The 14,770-nt window shown below is 60.8% G+C and carries 12 protein-coding genes; 4 read left to right on the top strand and 8 right to left on the bottom strand.

Annotation, left to right across the window (positions count from 1 at the left end; genetic code table 11):
* Positions 1 to 48: 48 nt before the first annotated feature.
* From ACYQ3G_RS07975 to ACYQ3G_RS07965, 3 genes are all read right to left on the bottom strand, one after another.
* A complete protein-coding gene (locus ACYQ3G_RS07975) occupies positions 49 to 1,497 on the bottom strand; it encodes an aryl-sulfate sulfotransferase (protein WP_459824538.1) in 1,449 nt (482 codons plus the stop codon).
* 210 nt (positions 1,498 to 1,707) lie between these two features.
* Positions 1,708 to 2,604, bottom strand: a complete 897-nt coding sequence (locus ACYQ3G_RS07970; protein ID WP_459824536.1) for a transporter — start codon at positions 2,602 to 2,604, stop codon at positions 1,708 to 1,710.
* 370 nt (positions 2,605 to 2,974) lie between these two features.
* On the bottom strand, positions 2,975 to 3,679 hold the full coding sequence (locus tag ACYQ3G_RS07965; protein ID WP_459824534.1) for a Crp/Fnr family transcriptional regulator: 705 nt from the start codon (positions 3,677 to 3,679) through the stop codon (positions 2,975 to 2,977).
* Positions 3,680 to 3,905: 226 nt separating this feature from the next.
* On the opposite strand from ACYQ3G_RS07965, the gene ACYQ3G_RS07960 reads away from it, so the two are divergent.
* The 4 genes from ACYQ3G_RS07960 to ACYQ3G_RS07945 all read left to right on the top strand — a co-directional run bounded on the left by ACYQ3G_RS07960 (position 3,906) and on the right by ACYQ3G_RS07945 (position 7,804).
* Positions 3,906 to 5,309 (top strand): SLC13 family permease, encoded by a 1,404-nt coding sequence (locus ACYQ3G_RS07960; protein ID WP_459824532.1) that lies wholly within the window; start codon positions 3,906 to 3,908, stop codon positions 5,307 to 5,309.
* Between the two features lie 315 nt (positions 5,310 to 5,624).
* Positions 5,625 to 5,954 carry a PilZ domain-containing protein gene (locus tag ACYQ3G_RS07955; RefSeq protein ID WP_028577391.1) on the top strand — a complete coding sequence of 110 codons (330 nt, stop codon included), beginning with the start codon at positions 5,625 to 5,627 and terminating at the stop codon, positions 5,952 to 5,954.
* 100 nt (positions 5,955 to 6,054) lie between these two features.
* Complete coding sequence (locus ACYQ3G_RS07950; protein WP_028577392.1) at positions 6,055 to 6,402, top strand: PilZ domain-containing protein; 348 nt, start codon at positions 6,055 to 6,057, stop codon at positions 6,400 to 6,402.
* Positions 6,403 to 6,763: 361 nt separating this feature from the next.
* Positions 6,764 to 7,804 carry an IS110 family RNA-guided transposase gene (locus tag ACYQ3G_RS07945; RefSeq protein ID WP_459822339.1) on the top strand — a complete coding sequence of 347 codons (1,041 nt, stop codon included), beginning with the start codon at positions 6,764 to 6,766 and terminating at the stop codon, positions 7,802 to 7,804.
* Between the two features lie 479 nt (positions 7,805 to 8,283).
* Here ACYQ3G_RS07945 and ACYQ3G_RS07940 read toward each other — a convergent pair whose 3' ends face one another.
* The 5 genes from ACYQ3G_RS07940 to ACYQ3G_RS07920 all read right to left on the bottom strand — a co-directional run bounded on the left by ACYQ3G_RS07940 (position 8,284) and on the right by ACYQ3G_RS07920 (position 14,767).
* On the bottom strand, positions 8,284 to 9,693 hold the full coding sequence (locus tag ACYQ3G_RS07940) for a D-alanyl-D-alanine carboxypeptidase family protein (RefSeq protein ID WP_459824528.1): 1,410 nt from the start codon (positions 9,691 to 9,693) through the stop codon (positions 8,284 to 8,286).
* Between the two features lie 395 nt (positions 9,694 to 10,088).
* Positions 10,089 to 11,345: a nitrogenase cofactor biosynthesis protein NifB gene (nifB, locus tag ACYQ3G_RS07935; protein WP_459824525.1), complete on the bottom strand. Its 1,257-nt coding sequence runs from the start codon at positions 11,343 to 11,345 to the stop codon at positions 10,089 to 10,091.
* Positions 11,346 to 11,561: 216 nt separating this feature from the next.
* Positions 11,562 to 12,914 (bottom strand): nitrogenase component 1, encoded by a 1,353-nt coding sequence (locus ACYQ3G_RS07930; protein WP_459824522.1) that lies wholly within the window; start codon positions 12,912 to 12,914, stop codon positions 11,562 to 11,564.
* The gene (gene nifE / locus ACYQ3G_RS07925) at positions 12,907 to 14,295 is read right to left on the bottom strand and encodes a nitrogenase iron-molybdenum cofactor biosynthesis protein NifE (RefSeq protein ID WP_459824519.1); all 1,389 of its coding nucleotides are present in this window, start codon (positions 14,293 to 14,295) and stop codon (positions 12,907 to 12,909) included. Before nifE ends, ACYQ3G_RS07930 begins: the two co-directional genes overlap by 8 nt.
* Entirely contained in the window at positions 14,273 to 14,767 is a 495-nt protein-coding gene (locus ACYQ3G_RS07920; RefSeq protein ID WP_459824516.1) for a GNAT family N-acetyltransferase, read from the bottom strand. Before ACYQ3G_RS07920 ends, nifE begins: the two co-directional genes overlap by 23 nt.
* Positions 14,768 to 14,770 lie beyond the last annotated feature (3 nt).

Here is a 14,770-nt window from a genome sequence, read left to right as displayed (position 1 = left end):
TTCTCCGGAAAGGCGCGGGAGAGGCCGGCAGCCTCTCCCGCGGTCGTGTTATTTCTCGTCGTCATCCACGGAGGCCACGCACAGGGCGTTGCTGCCGCCGTACGGAACGCAGCCGTCCACGCTGACTTCCTTGACGCGGTCGCCGAAAGCGGCGGCGCCGGGAACGCGGAAGGTATTTACATCAAGAGGCTTGATGGGCGTCTCGACGGGCTTCTTGACCTGCGGAACCCATTCGTAGGGCACACGGTAGGCGCGGTAGGTCATGTTCATGGGCACGTGCTTGCCCTTGTAGGGCGAGATGAATTCCCACACGATTTTGTGGTCCATGGTGACCTCGAACACGCGGCCGTCGGAGCCTTCGGTGATCAGGGTGTTGCCGTTGGGCAGACGCTGCATGCCGCTGATGAAGGGGCTGTAGAAGCGGCTGCTGTCCATGGGGAAGAGGAAGCCGGCTTCGCTTGGCGTGTACTGCCAGACGATCTTCATGGCCACGGGGTCGATCTCGAGCACCCGGGAGTAGTCGCGCAGGGCGGCCTTCACGCCCGTGGGTGCGCCGGGGTTGGGCACGTCGTAGCCGCCCCATCCGCCGTTGTCGAAGATGAGGATGTTGCCGGCGCCGGGCAGCCCGGCCGGGATCATGTGGCAGTGGTGCTGGCCGATGATCCAGCCGATGGCCTTGAGCTCGGGCGTGGAATCGTAATCCGGGCCCAGCTTCCAGACGACCTTGCCGCTCTTCTTGTCGATGATGAAGGTGATGTTGGCTTCGCGGCCGTCGACGATGATGTTGTCCGGATGAAAGCGCTGATCGCCCGCGTCGTACCACTTGTTGGGCCCGAGGACGGACATGGAGTTGATGTGCATCCAGTCGCCCATGCCCTCGGGCTTGGTCGGGCGATAGTTGGGGTTGCGGGACAGGGTGTTCTTGGGGCCTTCGCGGAAGCCGAACTCCTCGAAGTGCTCGTGGCAGTTCCATTCCCAGACGATCTCGCCTTCCCAGTTCACTTCAAGGATCAGGTCGTCCAGGAGCAGCTTGTCGGAAATGGCCGAATTGCGGGCGTTGCGGTGGGCCAGGACCAGGGTGTTGCCCGAGTCGGTCTTGGGCTCCATGCCCGGGGCGTAGTAGCCGACGGGGTTGCCCTCGCGCTGGAAATCGTGGTGGTAACGCGCCATCCAGCGGCCTTCATAGCCCGGGTCCTCAATGAACTCGTTCTGGTCGAATTTCCAGACGACCTTGCCTTCCCAGTCGATCTGGACCACGTCGACGCCGTCCTGGACGCTGAACTTGCCGTCGCGACGGCCGCGGCTGGACATCAGGTAGCCGCCGGGGAAGATCTTGTTGGGCATGCCGAGTACGCCCTTCCAGACATTGTGCTCGCGGCCGTTCATGTCCATGAGCACGGCGCCAACTTCCTGGGCCTGAAAAATGGTGAGACCGTTCCAGCACTTTTCGGGATCGTAAACCGTTACGCCGGTGGGATAGATTGTTGGGTGACCCATGATGTACTCCTTGTCGTTGTCTGCTATGATGCCGGCATGCCCCGGCAATATTTCCGATTTACCTTACCTACGAAACGCTCTCCCACGAATCGGAAATCCGCGCTGTTGCGTTCCTTACAATCATTACAAAAAACACTCTTCCTTTAATTATAAAATAATGTATTATTTTAAAACGTTATAGATAACTGCCGTGTTTGGCCTGCAAAATAATCAGAACATCTTGATCAGCTTGAATTCCGTGCGCCAATCCTCGGTCAGACTCTTCTTCTCGTATTCCCGGTAGGCGGCTCCGAGCAGCGCGCCTCCGAAGGTCACGCCGTATTCGGGGAATTTCAGGTTGAACTTGGGACCAGCGTAGAGGGTCTTGGCATCGTTTTCGAGGTCTTCCCCATCGGCCTCGTCGGACTGCGTCCACTCGTAATACCCTTCAAGGCCCAGATCGAGACGAGTGTTCAGGGCATAGGCGTAATGGCCGTTGACGCGCAGCCGGTCGCCCTTGGTTACGTCCTTGTAACCCTCGGTGAACATGACGTAGCTCATATCCGTTTCAAGGCGGTGGGAGCCCACAAGCCAGGTTGCGCCCAAACCGACCAGCCCGCCCCATGCGCCGGTGCCGATATTGTTGGCACCGACCTCGCCGGTGGGAACGAGGACGCCGAGATCCCAGGCCAGGTTCACGGGAGCGCCCTGCTTCTGCGACGCGAACTGCTGGTGAAGAATGGCCGTGGTGTCGCCCAGGCCACCGGACCAGGCGTCGTTGCGGCCATCGGTTTCGATGGTGTTGAGCATGAATGGCGTGGCCGTGCGCACGTCCCAGCCCTCGGCGATGCCGTAGCGGGTCTTGAAGACGATATTGTGGCTGGACACTTCCCGGTCCAGGCCGTCCTCGTCGGAGGTGTGCAGGTACCATTGATCCTTGTGGGCGTAGCGGTAGTTCGCCACGGCGCAGAACTTGCCGACGGGAAAGCCCAGGCCGCCCGCTCCATGATTCACGCCCACCGGGCCGGCAGGAACCGGAGCTGTGGCGTTTTGCGCGGCCGTTGAAGAAACGGTGGGCAGGATGAAGCAACAGGCCAACAACAGGCTCGAAAGAACTTTCAGACGCATGTGAATCTCCCTAGGATGTCCGGGTTGAGGAAAGCGCAATCACGACAACGGAGCGTGACCGCGAACCGCTTGTGAAACCAAGAACGACCTAAGGGAATTCTCGTGGCAAACGCTGTTGCTTTTGTTACAATCCGTACAAATTCGTCATGAATTCAGGCCAAGGGGAGCTTTGGGCAGAGAAGCCCGCGAGGGAAAATCAAGGCAGAAAAACGCCGTGATCCGCATGATCTGTGACGGGGGATTCGATTGCCGGCCGGTTCACGACGTGTAACGCCGGAAGCAGCGGACAGATACGGACGCGATCCATACCTATATCTCTGCAAGAGCGGAGACGGCGCAGAGAGGGCTGAAAAACCTCGCCGGGATCGACCTATTCGTTCTGCCGCACCAGTTCATCGAACCGATTCCTGTCCAGAACGTAGACCTCGTTGCGGGAATACGGCCCCAGGACACCGGACTTCTCCAGTTCGCGCAGGGACTTGTTCAGCGTGACCCGGTGCACGCCCAAGAGGTTGGCCAGGTCTTGCTGGTTGAGGCCGGGCGAGACGACCAGGGGGCCTTTCTTCGGGGCGTCGTCTTGCCGGCGCAGATGCAGATACTTGCAGATGCGGGACGGCAGGTCGTCAAGACTCAGACTGACGGCCTGATTGCTTAACACCCGAACTTTCAGGGCGAGGGATCTGAACAGGGCCAACATGAGATCGGGGTGAGCGGGCAGAATCTGCGACAGGACGCACTGCCGGGCAAAGGCGTAAACCGTGCAATCCGTGGCCGCGACCATGGCGCTTCGAGCCGGGAGCTCGTCGAAAAACGGGGTTTCGCCAAACAGGGAGTCGGGGCCGATGGCCCATATGATCTTTTCCCGGCCGTCCATGGTCGAGCGGGTCAGCCAGATCTCTCCACGCTCCAGATAATAAAGGGTACCGGCGTCCGTCCCATAGGAGGAGATGTGGGTTCCTTTGGCAAACTTCATCCGCCGACCCTGGGACAGGACCCTGCGCCAGCATTCCGCGACGGAAGGTATGCGCGAAAACTCCAGTTCCTTGAGTCCGCCATCGATTTTGTCCGCTGTCATCGGCCACTCCTCAGGCTCACGTGCGCAGGATTGCGGCTTGTCGCGGGAAGATTCCCGAACGCGCCAGGATTCCGAAGGTTGAACGTGGACGCGCCATCCCAGGCGAAATCGTGAAAAAAATGACAATAGTCGATGTCAACCTCGAAAAATGTGGCGTTTGTTACAGCACGGTTGCCGCCGCCCCCGTATTCTCCGCCAATCAAATTTCACTCAAAGGAGACATCCGATGGCCGTAACTCAGTCTGTGCTCGAAAAAGGAACCCTGGTCAAATGGGCCGGCAGTCTTATCATCCCCCTCCTCGTCTATTTCATGCTGCCCATCGACGGCCAGACCGTAACCCAGCCCATGGCGATGTTCCTTGCAGTCACGGCCTGGGCCGTCGTCGTCTGGGCATTGGACATCATCAACGAGGTGGCCGTCGGCATCCTGCTGCCGGTACTCTACATCGTCATCTGCGGAGTGCCGCAGAAGGTCGCCTACGGTCCCTGGACGTCTGACGTGCCCATCATCGTCATCGGCGGTTTCACTCTGGGCAAGATCCTGCAGGAGACGGGGCTCGGCAAGCGCATCGGCCTGACCTGCGTGCGGGCCATGGGCGGCAGCTTCGTCGGCGCGCTGTGGGGGCTGACTCTGGCCGTCTTCATCGTCGCGCCCCTGGTCCCGGCCATCACCGGCAAGGCCGCCATCTTCTGCGCCATCGCCATCAGCCTGTGCGAAGCCCTGGACTTCAAGCCCAAGAGCAGGGAAGCGACGGCCGTCATCCTGGGAACCTGCCTGGCCGTGGCTTCGACGAAGCTCTGCTACCTGACCGGCGGCGCGGACCTCGTCCTGGGCATGGGTCTGGCGGATAAAGTCATGGACACCAAGACGGCCTGGATGCAGTACGCGTATCACAACTTCATCCCCGGCACCATCTACACGGTCATGTCCGTCGGACTGGTCATGTTCATGCTGCCCTCCAAAGTCGACCGCAAGGCGCTGGGCCCCATTCTGGAAACGAAGCTCAAGGAACTCGGTCCGGTCACGAAACAGCAGAAGATCGCCAGCATACTCATGCTTCTGACCCTGGTCCTGCTGGCCACGGACACGCTGCACGGCATCAACGCCGGTCTCGTACTGATCATGGTCGCCTTCGTCTCCTTCCTGCCCGGACTGAACCTCATGAACGGAGACCGCTTCAGCAAGATCAACTTCGCGCCGCTCTTCTTCATCATGGGCTGCATGGCCATCGGCAGCGCCGGCGGACACCTCAAGGTCACCCAGTGGATCGCCGAGATGACCCTGCCCTACTTCCACGAAATGAGCCCGACTACGGCCGGAACGTCCGCCTATGTCCTGGGCGCCCTGGCCAATTTCCTGCTGACCCCCCTGGCTGCGACGACGACCATGACCTCGCCCCTGGTCGAACTCGGTGTCCAGATGGAAATGAATCCGCGAATCCTGTACTATGCATTCCAGTACGGTCTGGATAACTATATTTTCCCATATGAATACGCCGTTCTTCTCTACTTTTTCAGCTCAGGCTTCATGCTCTTCAGGGACATGGTCAAGGTACTGGCCGTGCGCATGATTTTAACAGGCGTATTCATCGCCTTCATCGCCATCCCGTTCTGGCAGTTCGTCCTCTAACCGCGTCCGCGACCACCTCTGCCCGGGCCCTGAACATCAAAGCCCGGGCAGTTTTCCATCCTCGATCCTGCGCCGCGTATCCATTTCTCTGGCAGCCACGCCATACGCTCCATCCTTTCACAAGCAACCGCACCCGGCTTCGCTGACGAAGATTGCCTTGAATAACGGTTCGAACACGTACATATTGGGTCCCGACGATGTGCGTGCCGCGCTTTATCCAAAATGCGACTCTTCCCGGCCGCAACTTCCCAGACAGTTGGTCCGGCCCGCACCGGATCCCGATCTTCAGAACCTGCAACACGCCGAGGAGAACCCATGACCGGCAACAATCGACGCTGGGAGCGCCAGCCCGTCGAGGTGCAATGCCTCATCAGCTATGCCGACGGCATCCCGAACCCGGCCCGGGCCAGCATCGTCAACCTGAGCCCAGGCGGGTTGATGCTCGCCGCGGAGCAGAATTTCATCGCCAACGAGCGCGTGTCCATCACCCTTGAGGACGGCAATGACTCCCTGCTCTTCGAATTCGCCGAAACCATGCGGGGCACCGTTCGCTGGAGCCAGGCGACGGCCGGGCGCGGCCGCTACCATGTGGGCGTCGCCCTGGAGGCGGAGCTGCCGACACGAATTGTGCTGACTGAACAATAAACAAGCCGTATTCTGCTTGTCTTGTATCCCCTTGTCTTCTAAAGGTATGGGGAGATACTGATTTTTCGTCACTCGTACATTCATAATCCCAGGACCACCAATGCCAGACGAGACGCCCCGGAACAGAAAATGGGAACGGTACGGATGCCTGCTCCCATGCCGCGTCATCCCCGAGAAGGAAGCCGACATGTTCATCTCGGCCCGCATCATCAACATCGGTCGAGGCGGGGTGCTCATTGAAGCCGACTACGACTTCCCCACCGGCGCCAGAGTCATCATCGCCACAGGTGCGGAATCGGAAGCGGACCGCTTCGGGGGCCTCGAGGAGGTGCATGGCACGGTGCGCTGGGGACAGCTCGACAAGGTATCCCTGATGGGCCTCTTCTACATCGGCATCGAGTTCGACGATCTCCTGCCCCTCAAGCAGGCCGCCACGCAGAAGTCCTGATTTACCTGAGCCCTGCTGCAGAAACCGGAATCGTTCATTCCGGACCGCAGTCGCCATAACCAAGCCATCTGATCAAGAAAAAAGGGGCCATCAGGGTTGCGCGTCCATGGGATTGTCCGTCGCGACAGTCAACTCTGGACGTGCTCAACCAGAATGGATCATTGTGGAAACCCGTCATCGCGAGGCGTCTTCGCCGTGGCGATCCATGCCTCGTCCGCCTTTATCCACCGAATATCTGGATTGCTTCGTCGAAGACTCCTCGCAATGATGGGATAGACCCGCCCCCCATATGCCCATGGCATAACGGCATCGAATGTGCCATAAGTGAGTATCTCCAAACACTTAATCTGGGAGGCGGGTCATGAAACAAGTATGCCGTATTGGGCTTGATATCGCAAAGCATAAATTCCAGGTGCACGGCGTGGACAAGCACGGAAAAGACGTTTTCAACAAGCAGCTGAACAGAAAGGATGTTCTGGCGTTTTTTGCCAACCTTCCCGTTTGCACGGTGGGCTTGGAAGCCTGCGGAGGTGCGCATTACTGGGGGCGGGAGATACAGAAACTGGGACACACTGTAGGTTTGATTTCGCCTCGCCACGTGAAGCCGTTCGTTATCAACAATAAAACTGACGCTGCGGATGCCCGGGCCATCTGTGAAGTCGCAGGACGACCGTCAACACGTTTTGTGTCGGTCAAAACTGAAGAGCAGCAAGACATGTCTGCCTGGCATTGTGTCCGTGAGCGGTTGCTCAAAAGCCGAACCGCCCTTGCGAACCAGATACGCGGTCTTCTGTCCGAAAAAGGAATCATTTTGCCTCAAGGCATCACCCATGTACGCAAGCGCTTACCGGAAATTGTGGAAGATCCTCAGAACGGATTAAGCATCAAGGCTCGTGATTTATTCTCCGACCTCTACACAGAACTCCATGAGGCTGACGAACGTCTTGCCGAATTGGATCACAAGATGGAGGCAATCACAAAAGCCAACGAGCATTGCACTCGACTGATGAAGGTACCTGGTATTGGCCCAGTGACAGCCTCCGCGCTTGTTGCCCATGTGGGCGATGCCAAACAGTTCAAAAACGGCAGAGAGCTTGCTGCATACTTGGGGTTGACGCCCAGAGAGCATTCTTCCGGCGGAAAACAGAAACTTCTTGGCATCACCAAACGAGGCAACACATACATCCGCAAACTGTTGATACAGGGGGCTCGGAATGTTTGCCGGGCTTGGTCCGGCATTGTGGAAACAGCCAATGATAAACGCAAGGCGTGGCTTCAAGGAGTGGTTGCTCGACGAGGGCAATTTGTGGCCTCAGTGGCTCAGGCGAACAAAACCGCTCGAATTGCCTGGGCGGTATTGGCACGAGGCGAGGAATATCAGGCAGCAAAGGCAACGAACTGAGATATGCCGGGGCTGTCACGGCCCTTGCTATGCGACATTTTTTTGGATGTCCCACGCAAGGGCCGCGCCAGCCAACTGTGGATAAACGCGAAAAAACTCATCCTGTGGAGTGCCGCAAAACATGATGCACAAACGGTCGAACCGGCTTTGGGAAACTCCGGAAGCGTCATCGGCAGAAACATGCCGTCGCAATGTTTGGATTCCAAAGCGCGGATTTCATCAGGGCACGGTCTCAGTGACCAGATGCCGGATACATGACTGCATTCCTCTCGTTTGTTGCAAAATGTTTTGACACTGAGGGCGGGTCTATACATGACGATGACGGGGCACTTGTGGCGATGCGCTCGGTTCAACATTCAACGACGTGAGTGGGCATCCAATGACAGCCTGGACGCTCTGACCGGATGAGCCAAAAAAAGGGATTTTGTCGCCAAAATCCCTTTTCGTCTTTCGGGGCTCAGATCCCCCTGTCGCCCGGTTCAGGCTTTGGGCTTTTTGGACGGGCCTGAAGCCCGGTTGCCGAGGCCGTTCTCACGTTCCACCCGCTTGAACCCGAAATCGAGCAGTTTGGCGGTCTCACGCTGACGCACGGCGGAATTCTGCGCGCCGAGCACGACGGCCAGCAGGCGGGTGTTGCCGCGCTTGGCCGTGGCGGTGATGTTGTAACCCGCCTCGCAGACGAAGCCGGTCTTCAGCCCGTCCGCCCCTTTGTACGTCTTCAGGAGCGAATTGGCGTTGCGGTGGGTCGACCCGTGGAAGGTGTGGGTGGTCATGGAGTGAATCTGCAGCGACTCGGGGAAGCTGCGCAGATAGTTCATGGAAAGTTTGGCGATGTCCCTGGCCGTGGAGAGCTGTGCCCTGTCGGGCAGGCCGCTGGGGTTCCTGAAACGGCTGCTGGTCATGCCGATCTTTCTGGCCTTTTCGTTCATCTGCGCCACGAACTTCGACGGGTCGCCGCCGCCCATGTACTCGGCCACGGCCACGCAGGCGTTGTTGGCCGAGACCACGCTGATGCCCTTGATGAGTTCGCTCAGGGGGACCTTCTCCCCGCGCTTGAGGCGCATGCGCGAGCCGCCCGTCTGGACAGCCGCCGTACTGACGGGGATGGGCGTGGAGGCCGAAATGCGGCCCTGGGCAATGGCTTCGCGAATCAGATAGAGCGTCAGCAGCTTGGTGATGGAGGCGGGCTGGATGGTCCTGTCCGCATTGTGTTCGTAGTAGACTTGGCCCGTGGTCATGTTGATGAGAATGGCCGACTTGACGTTGAGAAAGAGATCCTTGGCCGACGCCGTCCCGTCATCACCGGCCGGGGGCCTGACCCTGATCCCGGCGTCCGGTTCGACGGCCGCCACGGCCGGTGCATCCTGGGCGTCAGGCATGACGGCCTCGACCGTGGCAACTTCGTCCGCAGGCGCTTCGGTCACGGGAGCCTCGACAGTCTGCGCCATTGCGGGAGACGGCGCGGAAACGGACCGACGCACAACGTTCTTGGAACTCTTCTTGGCTGGGGCAGCGGTCTTGACGGCTGCGGACTTGGTCTTCGCAGCCGACGGGGCCTTGGTCTTCTGCACGGTCTTGGCGGACCCGGACTTCTTCGAGGACGCCGCGGCCTTGGTCTTCTTCAACGACTTGGCAGGCTGGGCCTTCACTTTCTTGGCTGCCGGAGCCGGAACCGAAGCGACATTCGCCGGGGCCTTTGCCGGAGCCTGGACCTGCTCGGTCTTGGCGGACGGACTGGCGGGCTTGGATTCGGGCCGCGGAGCGATGGAGGCCCTATAGACATGCGAGCCGGAGGGCGCAGTGGCGACCGCGATGGGCCCGGCCTGGCTGGCGGAAACTGCAACGACAAGAAGAAAACACAGAAAATTCAGAAAAGCTTGTTTCTTCATGGGCCTTGCCATACGGTTGATGCAGACACAGGTCAAGGAAGAATGCGGTCAAAAAAACAGACTTTAATCTGCAAATTCAACACACTAGATCTTCACATCGTCGCCATGGCGGCAACAAACCACCCTGCAGACGCTCATGTCTTACAGCAAAACACCATGCATTTCAACCTGAAGCGGCAAAAAAACACTCGCAATGCGAGAGGATACAAGGGCTTTCCGCACGCTGTTGCCGTGGCGCCCATCTGTAGGACACACCCAACAATCTCCACCACGGGCGAGAACGAAAATCCGAACGATCCGCATCCACATCGGCACTGCGTGTGCGCGCAGAAAGGCGAAAACGGCGACAAGCCGCCCTGTCGCCGTTTCGGGACATGAACTCCCGCCGAAGCGGATCATCCGCAGCCCGTTCCCATCCCTGCGCAGCCGGCCTTGTGGTGGCGGGTTCTGTAGCGGGTAATGTCACCGCCCTGGAAATGCTCTGCGACAATCTCGGCGATGAGCCCGTTGCATTCCAGAACCGAAATCCCGTGTTCGCCCAGGACCTGCTTGGGCTGCTTGCCCGCCGCTTCGACCAGGACGAGGGAACAGTCGTGCATGATTTCCGCCAGTCTGTGCCAGCGGTCCGGCCCGCAGCCAACCTCCGGCGCGGCCCGCTCCTCGATCATGCGCGCGCCCTTGCCCTGAGGCGCCCAAATCTGGAAGGACGGCGCCTCGCCCAGATGTATGTTGACGAGCATGCCTTCACGGGTGGCCACGGCCACATAGGGTTTGGCGTTCTTCTTACCGCCGCAGGCCAGGGCGTTCAGGGTCGGGATGAGCTCGCTGGAGCGGTCCGAGCACAAGAGGCCCACGGCGTCGGCCCGGCAGCGACGGCAATGGGTCATCTGGGGGATCATTTGGCCGTTTTTCGCCCGCAGTTCGTGAACCAGTTCCTTCGACGGCTCCTCCATGTCCGCAAACGGCGTATCGCCCGTGGGGTGCAGGGGGATGAGATTCTGGATGTCGGCCCCGAGCTCCGCCGCCACCCTGGCCACTTCGGCCAGATGCCCGTCGTTCACGCCGGGGATGATGATGCTGTTGACCTTGACCGTCACGCCTTTGGCCTTGAGCAGACGGATGGATTCGAGCTGCCGCTCCAGGAGCATTCTGGCCCCTTCCACACCCCGGTACACGACCTTGCCGACGCGCACCCAGGAATAGATCTTCGCCCCGATCTCGGGGTCCACGGCGTTCATGGTCACGGTGACATGGGTCACGCCAAGCTCGACAAGCCTGTCCACATGCTCGGGCAGGGCCAAGCCGTTGGACGACAGGCAGTAGAGCATGTCTGGGTACTTGGCGTTTATGCGCTCGATGGTGGCGATGGTCTTCTCGGCCTCGGCCATGGGATCGCCCGGCCCGGCGATGCCGACCACGGTGATGCGCGGCTCTTTCTTCAGCACCTCATCCAGGTACTCGACGGCCCTGTCCGGCGGAAGCACGGCGCTGGTCACGCCGGGGCGGGACTCGTTCACGCAGTCGTACTTGCGGTTGCAGTAGTTGCACTGGATGTTGCAGCCAGGCGCCACGGGCAGGTGCACACGGCCGCAGGAACCGGAGGAACTCTTATTGAAACAGGGATGCTTGGATCTGTCTTTGGCTTCGGACATGGTGTCCTCCCTTGTATGTTGGTGCGCCTGAGACGCTTATGAAATCCGAAGATGGATTCCCGCCTTCGCGGGAATGACATCGGGGTGAAGCGCAATGTTCGCGCATTGATCGGGAATCCGCCAAGGAACCAGGCACAGCCTGCCGCATCTTCCACGCGTCATTCCCGCGAAGGCGGGAATCCATGCTTTTCAACCCCGGCACTTCAAAAAAACCGTCTACAAATACCCATACCCCACCGGACACTCATCCTGACTCTTCTCCAGAACCGCGTTGACCAGCCTGTCATAGAGCGCCAGCGCCCCTTCGTAGCCGACGTGCAGGATACGCTGGCCGCCGAAGCGGTCGTGGATGGGGAAACCCACGCGGATGAGCGGGATGTTCTTGGCCCGGGCCAGCTTGTAGCCCTTGCTGTGCCCCACGAGCAGGTCGGGGTTCAGGGCGGCGGCCTCGTCCTCGATGTCCTTGAAGTCCGCGTCGTCGCGGATGACCGGCATGGTCTGGCAGACCTCGGCCAATGCATCCGTCACGGCGGCCTTGAACCGGTCGCTCTTGGCGCCCGTGGCCACCAGGACCGGCTGCACGCCGATCTCGCCCAGGAAGGAGCACAGGGCCACGACGAAGTCCTCCTCGCCGTAGACCACCGCCCTTTTCCCGAAGATGTACTTGTGCCCGTCGACCATGGCGTCGAGCAGGCGGCCGCGGTCGAAGGCATCCTTGGCCGGCATGTCGCAGGACGCGAACTCGGCCAGGACGTCCATGAACCTGTCCGTCGCCCGCAAGCCGATGGGCATGGTGGTCCGCCGCGCCGGCACGCCGAACTTGCGCTCCAGCACCCCGGCGGCGGACTCGAACAGCCCGCCCGACATGCCGAATTCGACAGTACCGGCCGCGCCGCCCATGGCCCGGATCTCGGCCACGGGGGTGCCGCCGTCGGGCAGGGAGTGGTAGTCGTCCCAGATCACACCGTCCATGGTCTCGGACAGGTCTGGCAGCATGGTGAAGCGCACGCCCGCCCGCTCGCCCAGGGCCTTCAGGAAGCGATAGTCGGCCGGCGAGAGGAAGCCGGGCAGCAGGTTCACCCCGCCGTGGGCCCTGCCCTTCTCCCTGGCCACCTGATCGGCCAGGGAGCGCACGGCCGCGTGCCAGCCCTCCATGTGCGTGCCCGAGTAGCTCGGGGTGGACACGTGGACCAGTTCGGGCAGGGACAGGTCGGAAAACTCCTCGCGGAACTCGTTCAGATAGCGCCCCACGTCGTCGCCGATGGTCTCGGTCAGGCAGGTCGTGGCCACGCCGACCAGGGACACGTCGTACTTGCGCATGACGTTCAATATGCCCTTTTTCAGGTTCGGCCCGCCGCCGTAGACAGCGCTCTTCTCGCCCAGGGCCGAGGAGGCGATGTCCACGGGTTCGCGGTAGTGGCTGATGATGTAGCGGCGCATGTAGGTCGCGCAGCCCTGGGAGCCGTGCAGGAAGGGGACGGCGTTCTCGATGCCCTTGAAGACCAGGGCCGCGCCCATGGGCGTACACATCTTGCAGGCGTTGGTGGTGGATACGTAGTTCTCAGCCATTGACGGCCTCCTTGGCGGCGCAGGCCGCGCGGGCGGGAGAACGCCGGGGCATGAACCTCCAGACCGGGCTCATGACCGAGGCGTGGATCTCCCTGGCGAAATTGTACATGCCGACGAACCCTTCCAGCGCGATCTTGCGCTCGTGGTTGTGGTCGCAGAAGCCAACGCCCAGCTTGTAGGCGATGGGGCGCTCCTTGACGCCGCCGACGAAGACGTCGACGTCCTTCTCCTTGATGAACTGGGCCAGTTCCAGGGGGTTGGCGTCGTCGACGATGATGGTCCCGGGGTCGGAAATCTCGGCCAATTCCTTGTAGTCCTCCTCGGTCCCGGTCTGCGATCCGACGACCACGACCCGCATCCCCAAGTGCCGAAAAGCCTTGATGAGCGAGAAGGCCTTGAAGGACCCGCCCACGTACATGGCGACCTTCTTGCCTTCCAGGTCCTTCCTGAGCTCGGCCAGCTTGGGCATGAGATCCGAAAGCTCCGCGCGGACGAGTTCCACGGTCCTGGCCTTGATGGACGGGTCATGCCCGGCGAAAAAGTCGGCCACCTTGTACAGGGAGTCGGCCATGTCCTCCACGCCGAGGTAGGATACCCGGTGGAAGGGCGTGCCGTATTTTTCCTGCATCATCTTGGCGAGTTCCATGGTCGCCCCGGAGCACTGCACGAGATTCAGCGCCGCGCCGTGGCAGCGCCGGATGTCGTCCACGCGGCCGTCGCCCGTGACGTTGGCCACGACCTCCACGCCCATCTTGCGGAAATATTCGCGCACGATCCATGTCTCGCCCGCCAGGTTGAAGTCGCCCAGGATGTTCACGCTCATGGGGGAGATGCCCGCCGTGTCGCCCGTGCCGACCAGTCGGAACATGGCCTTGCAGGCGGCGGTGTAGCCCTCGCGCTTGTTGCCCTTGAAGCCCTCGCTCATGACCGGCAGGACCGGGATGCCCGTGTCGGCCGCGACGCGGCGGCAGATGGCCTCCATGTCGTCGCCGATGAGGCCGACGATGCAGGTCGAATAGACGAAGGCCGCCTTGGGATTGTGCAGGCTGATCAGTTCCCGCAGCGAGGCTTCGAGCTTCTTCTCACCGCCGAAGATGACGTCCATCTCCTGCAGGTCCGTGGAAAAGCTCAGGCGGTGCAACTGCGGGCCGGAGGAGATGGCGCCGCGGATGTCCCAGGTGTAGGTGGCGCAGCCGATGGGGCCGTGCACGAGGTGCAGGGCGTCGGCTATGGGATAGAGCACCACCCGCGAACCGCAGAACACGCAGGCCCGCTGGCTGACCGCGCCGGCAAGGCTCGGGCGGTTGCAGGCCATGGCGAAGGGCTCTTCGCCGATGCGGTGGACCTGGCTTTTTCGTTCATCGAGTATGGTCTGGTTCATGGAGTGCTCCTTGGTGTGCGGCCGTCGATCGGTGTGTGATGCGCAGGCAGACGAGCTGCGTGCCGCAAAAACCGTGTTTACCATAAAATTCAATTGCTTTTGTGTTGTTTTTGTCGGCCAGAAGCTGCACGCGGGTCATCCCCTGTTCCCCGGCCCAGGCCAGGGCAGCGTGGAGCAACCGGGAACCGATGCCCCGGCCCCGACGCCCCTCGGCAACCACCAGATCCTCCATGAGACCCACCGGGCCGCCCTCGGCCGTGGAGATCACAGTCTGGACGGAAACCATGCCCACCACCGCTCCATCCTCGTCGGCGACCAGAAGGCAGATGCCCGCGCGAAGGAGAAAAGACAGCCCGCGCATCTGCGCCTGCTCGTCGGCCGCGAAGTCGGCTTCGATGGCAAAGAGCTGCCCGAGCAGGCCGGCCATGGCCGCAATGTCTTCAGCCTGGGCGTGTCGGATGGTGATGGGCATGAG

This window comes from Desulfomicrobium salsuginis (genome assembly GCF_054657795.1).
The sequence above is the reverse complement of the archived record's forward strand: the minus strand, read 5'-3'. Positions and strand labels throughout refer to the sequence as shown.

What these genes read in the sequence shown, in the direction of transcription:
- ACYQ3G_RS07950 (WP_028577392.1), top strand. Translation starts at nt 6,055, where the DNA reads ATGCCAGACGAGACGCCCCGGAACAGAAAATGGGAACGGTACGGATGC.
- ACYQ3G_RS07970 (WP_459824536.1), bottom strand. Translation starts at nt 2,604, where the DNA reads ATGCGTCTGAAAGTTCTTTCGAGCCTGTTGTTGGCCTGTTGCTTCATC.
- ACYQ3G_RS07955 (WP_028577391.1), top strand. Translation starts at nt 5,625, where the DNA reads ATGACCGGCAACAATCGACGCTGGGAGCGCCAGCCCGTCGAGGTGCAA.
- ACYQ3G_RS07960 (WP_459824532.1), top strand. Translation starts at nt 3,906, where the DNA reads ATGGCCGTAACTCAGTCTGTGCTCGAAAAAGGAACCCTGGTCAAATGG.
- ACYQ3G_RS07945 (WP_459822339.1), top strand. Translation starts at nt 6,764, where the DNA reads ATGAAACAAGTATGCCGTATTGGGCTTGATATCGCAAAGCATAAATTC.
- ACYQ3G_RS07930 (WP_459824522.1), bottom strand. Translation starts at nt 12,914, where the DNA reads ATGGCTGAGAACTACGTATCCACCACCAACGCCTGCAAGATGTGTACG.
- ACYQ3G_RS07940 (WP_459824528.1), bottom strand. Translation starts at nt 9,693, where the DNA reads ATGAAGAAACAAGCTTTTCTGAATTTTCTGTGTTTTCTTCTTGTCGTT.
- nifE (WP_459824519.1), bottom strand. Translation starts at nt 14,295, where the DNA reads ATGAACCAGACCATACTCGATGAACGAAAAAGCCAGGTCCACCGCATC.
- ACYQ3G_RS07965 (WP_459824534.1), bottom strand. Translation starts at nt 3,679, where the DNA reads ATGACAGCGGACAAAATCGATGGCGGACTCAAGGAACTGGAGTTTTCG.
- nifB (WP_459824525.1), bottom strand. Translation starts at nt 11,345, where the DNA reads ATGTCCGAAGCCAAAGACAGATCCAAGCATCCCTGTTTCAATAAGAGT.
- ACYQ3G_RS07975 (WP_459824538.1), bottom strand. Translation starts at nt 1,497, where the DNA reads ATGGGTCACCCAACAATCTATCCCACCGGCGTAACGGTTTACGATCCC.
- ACYQ3G_RS07920 (WP_459824516.1), bottom strand. Translation starts at nt 14,767, where the DNA reads ATGCCCATCACCATCCGACACGCCCAGGCTGAAGACATTGCGGCCATG.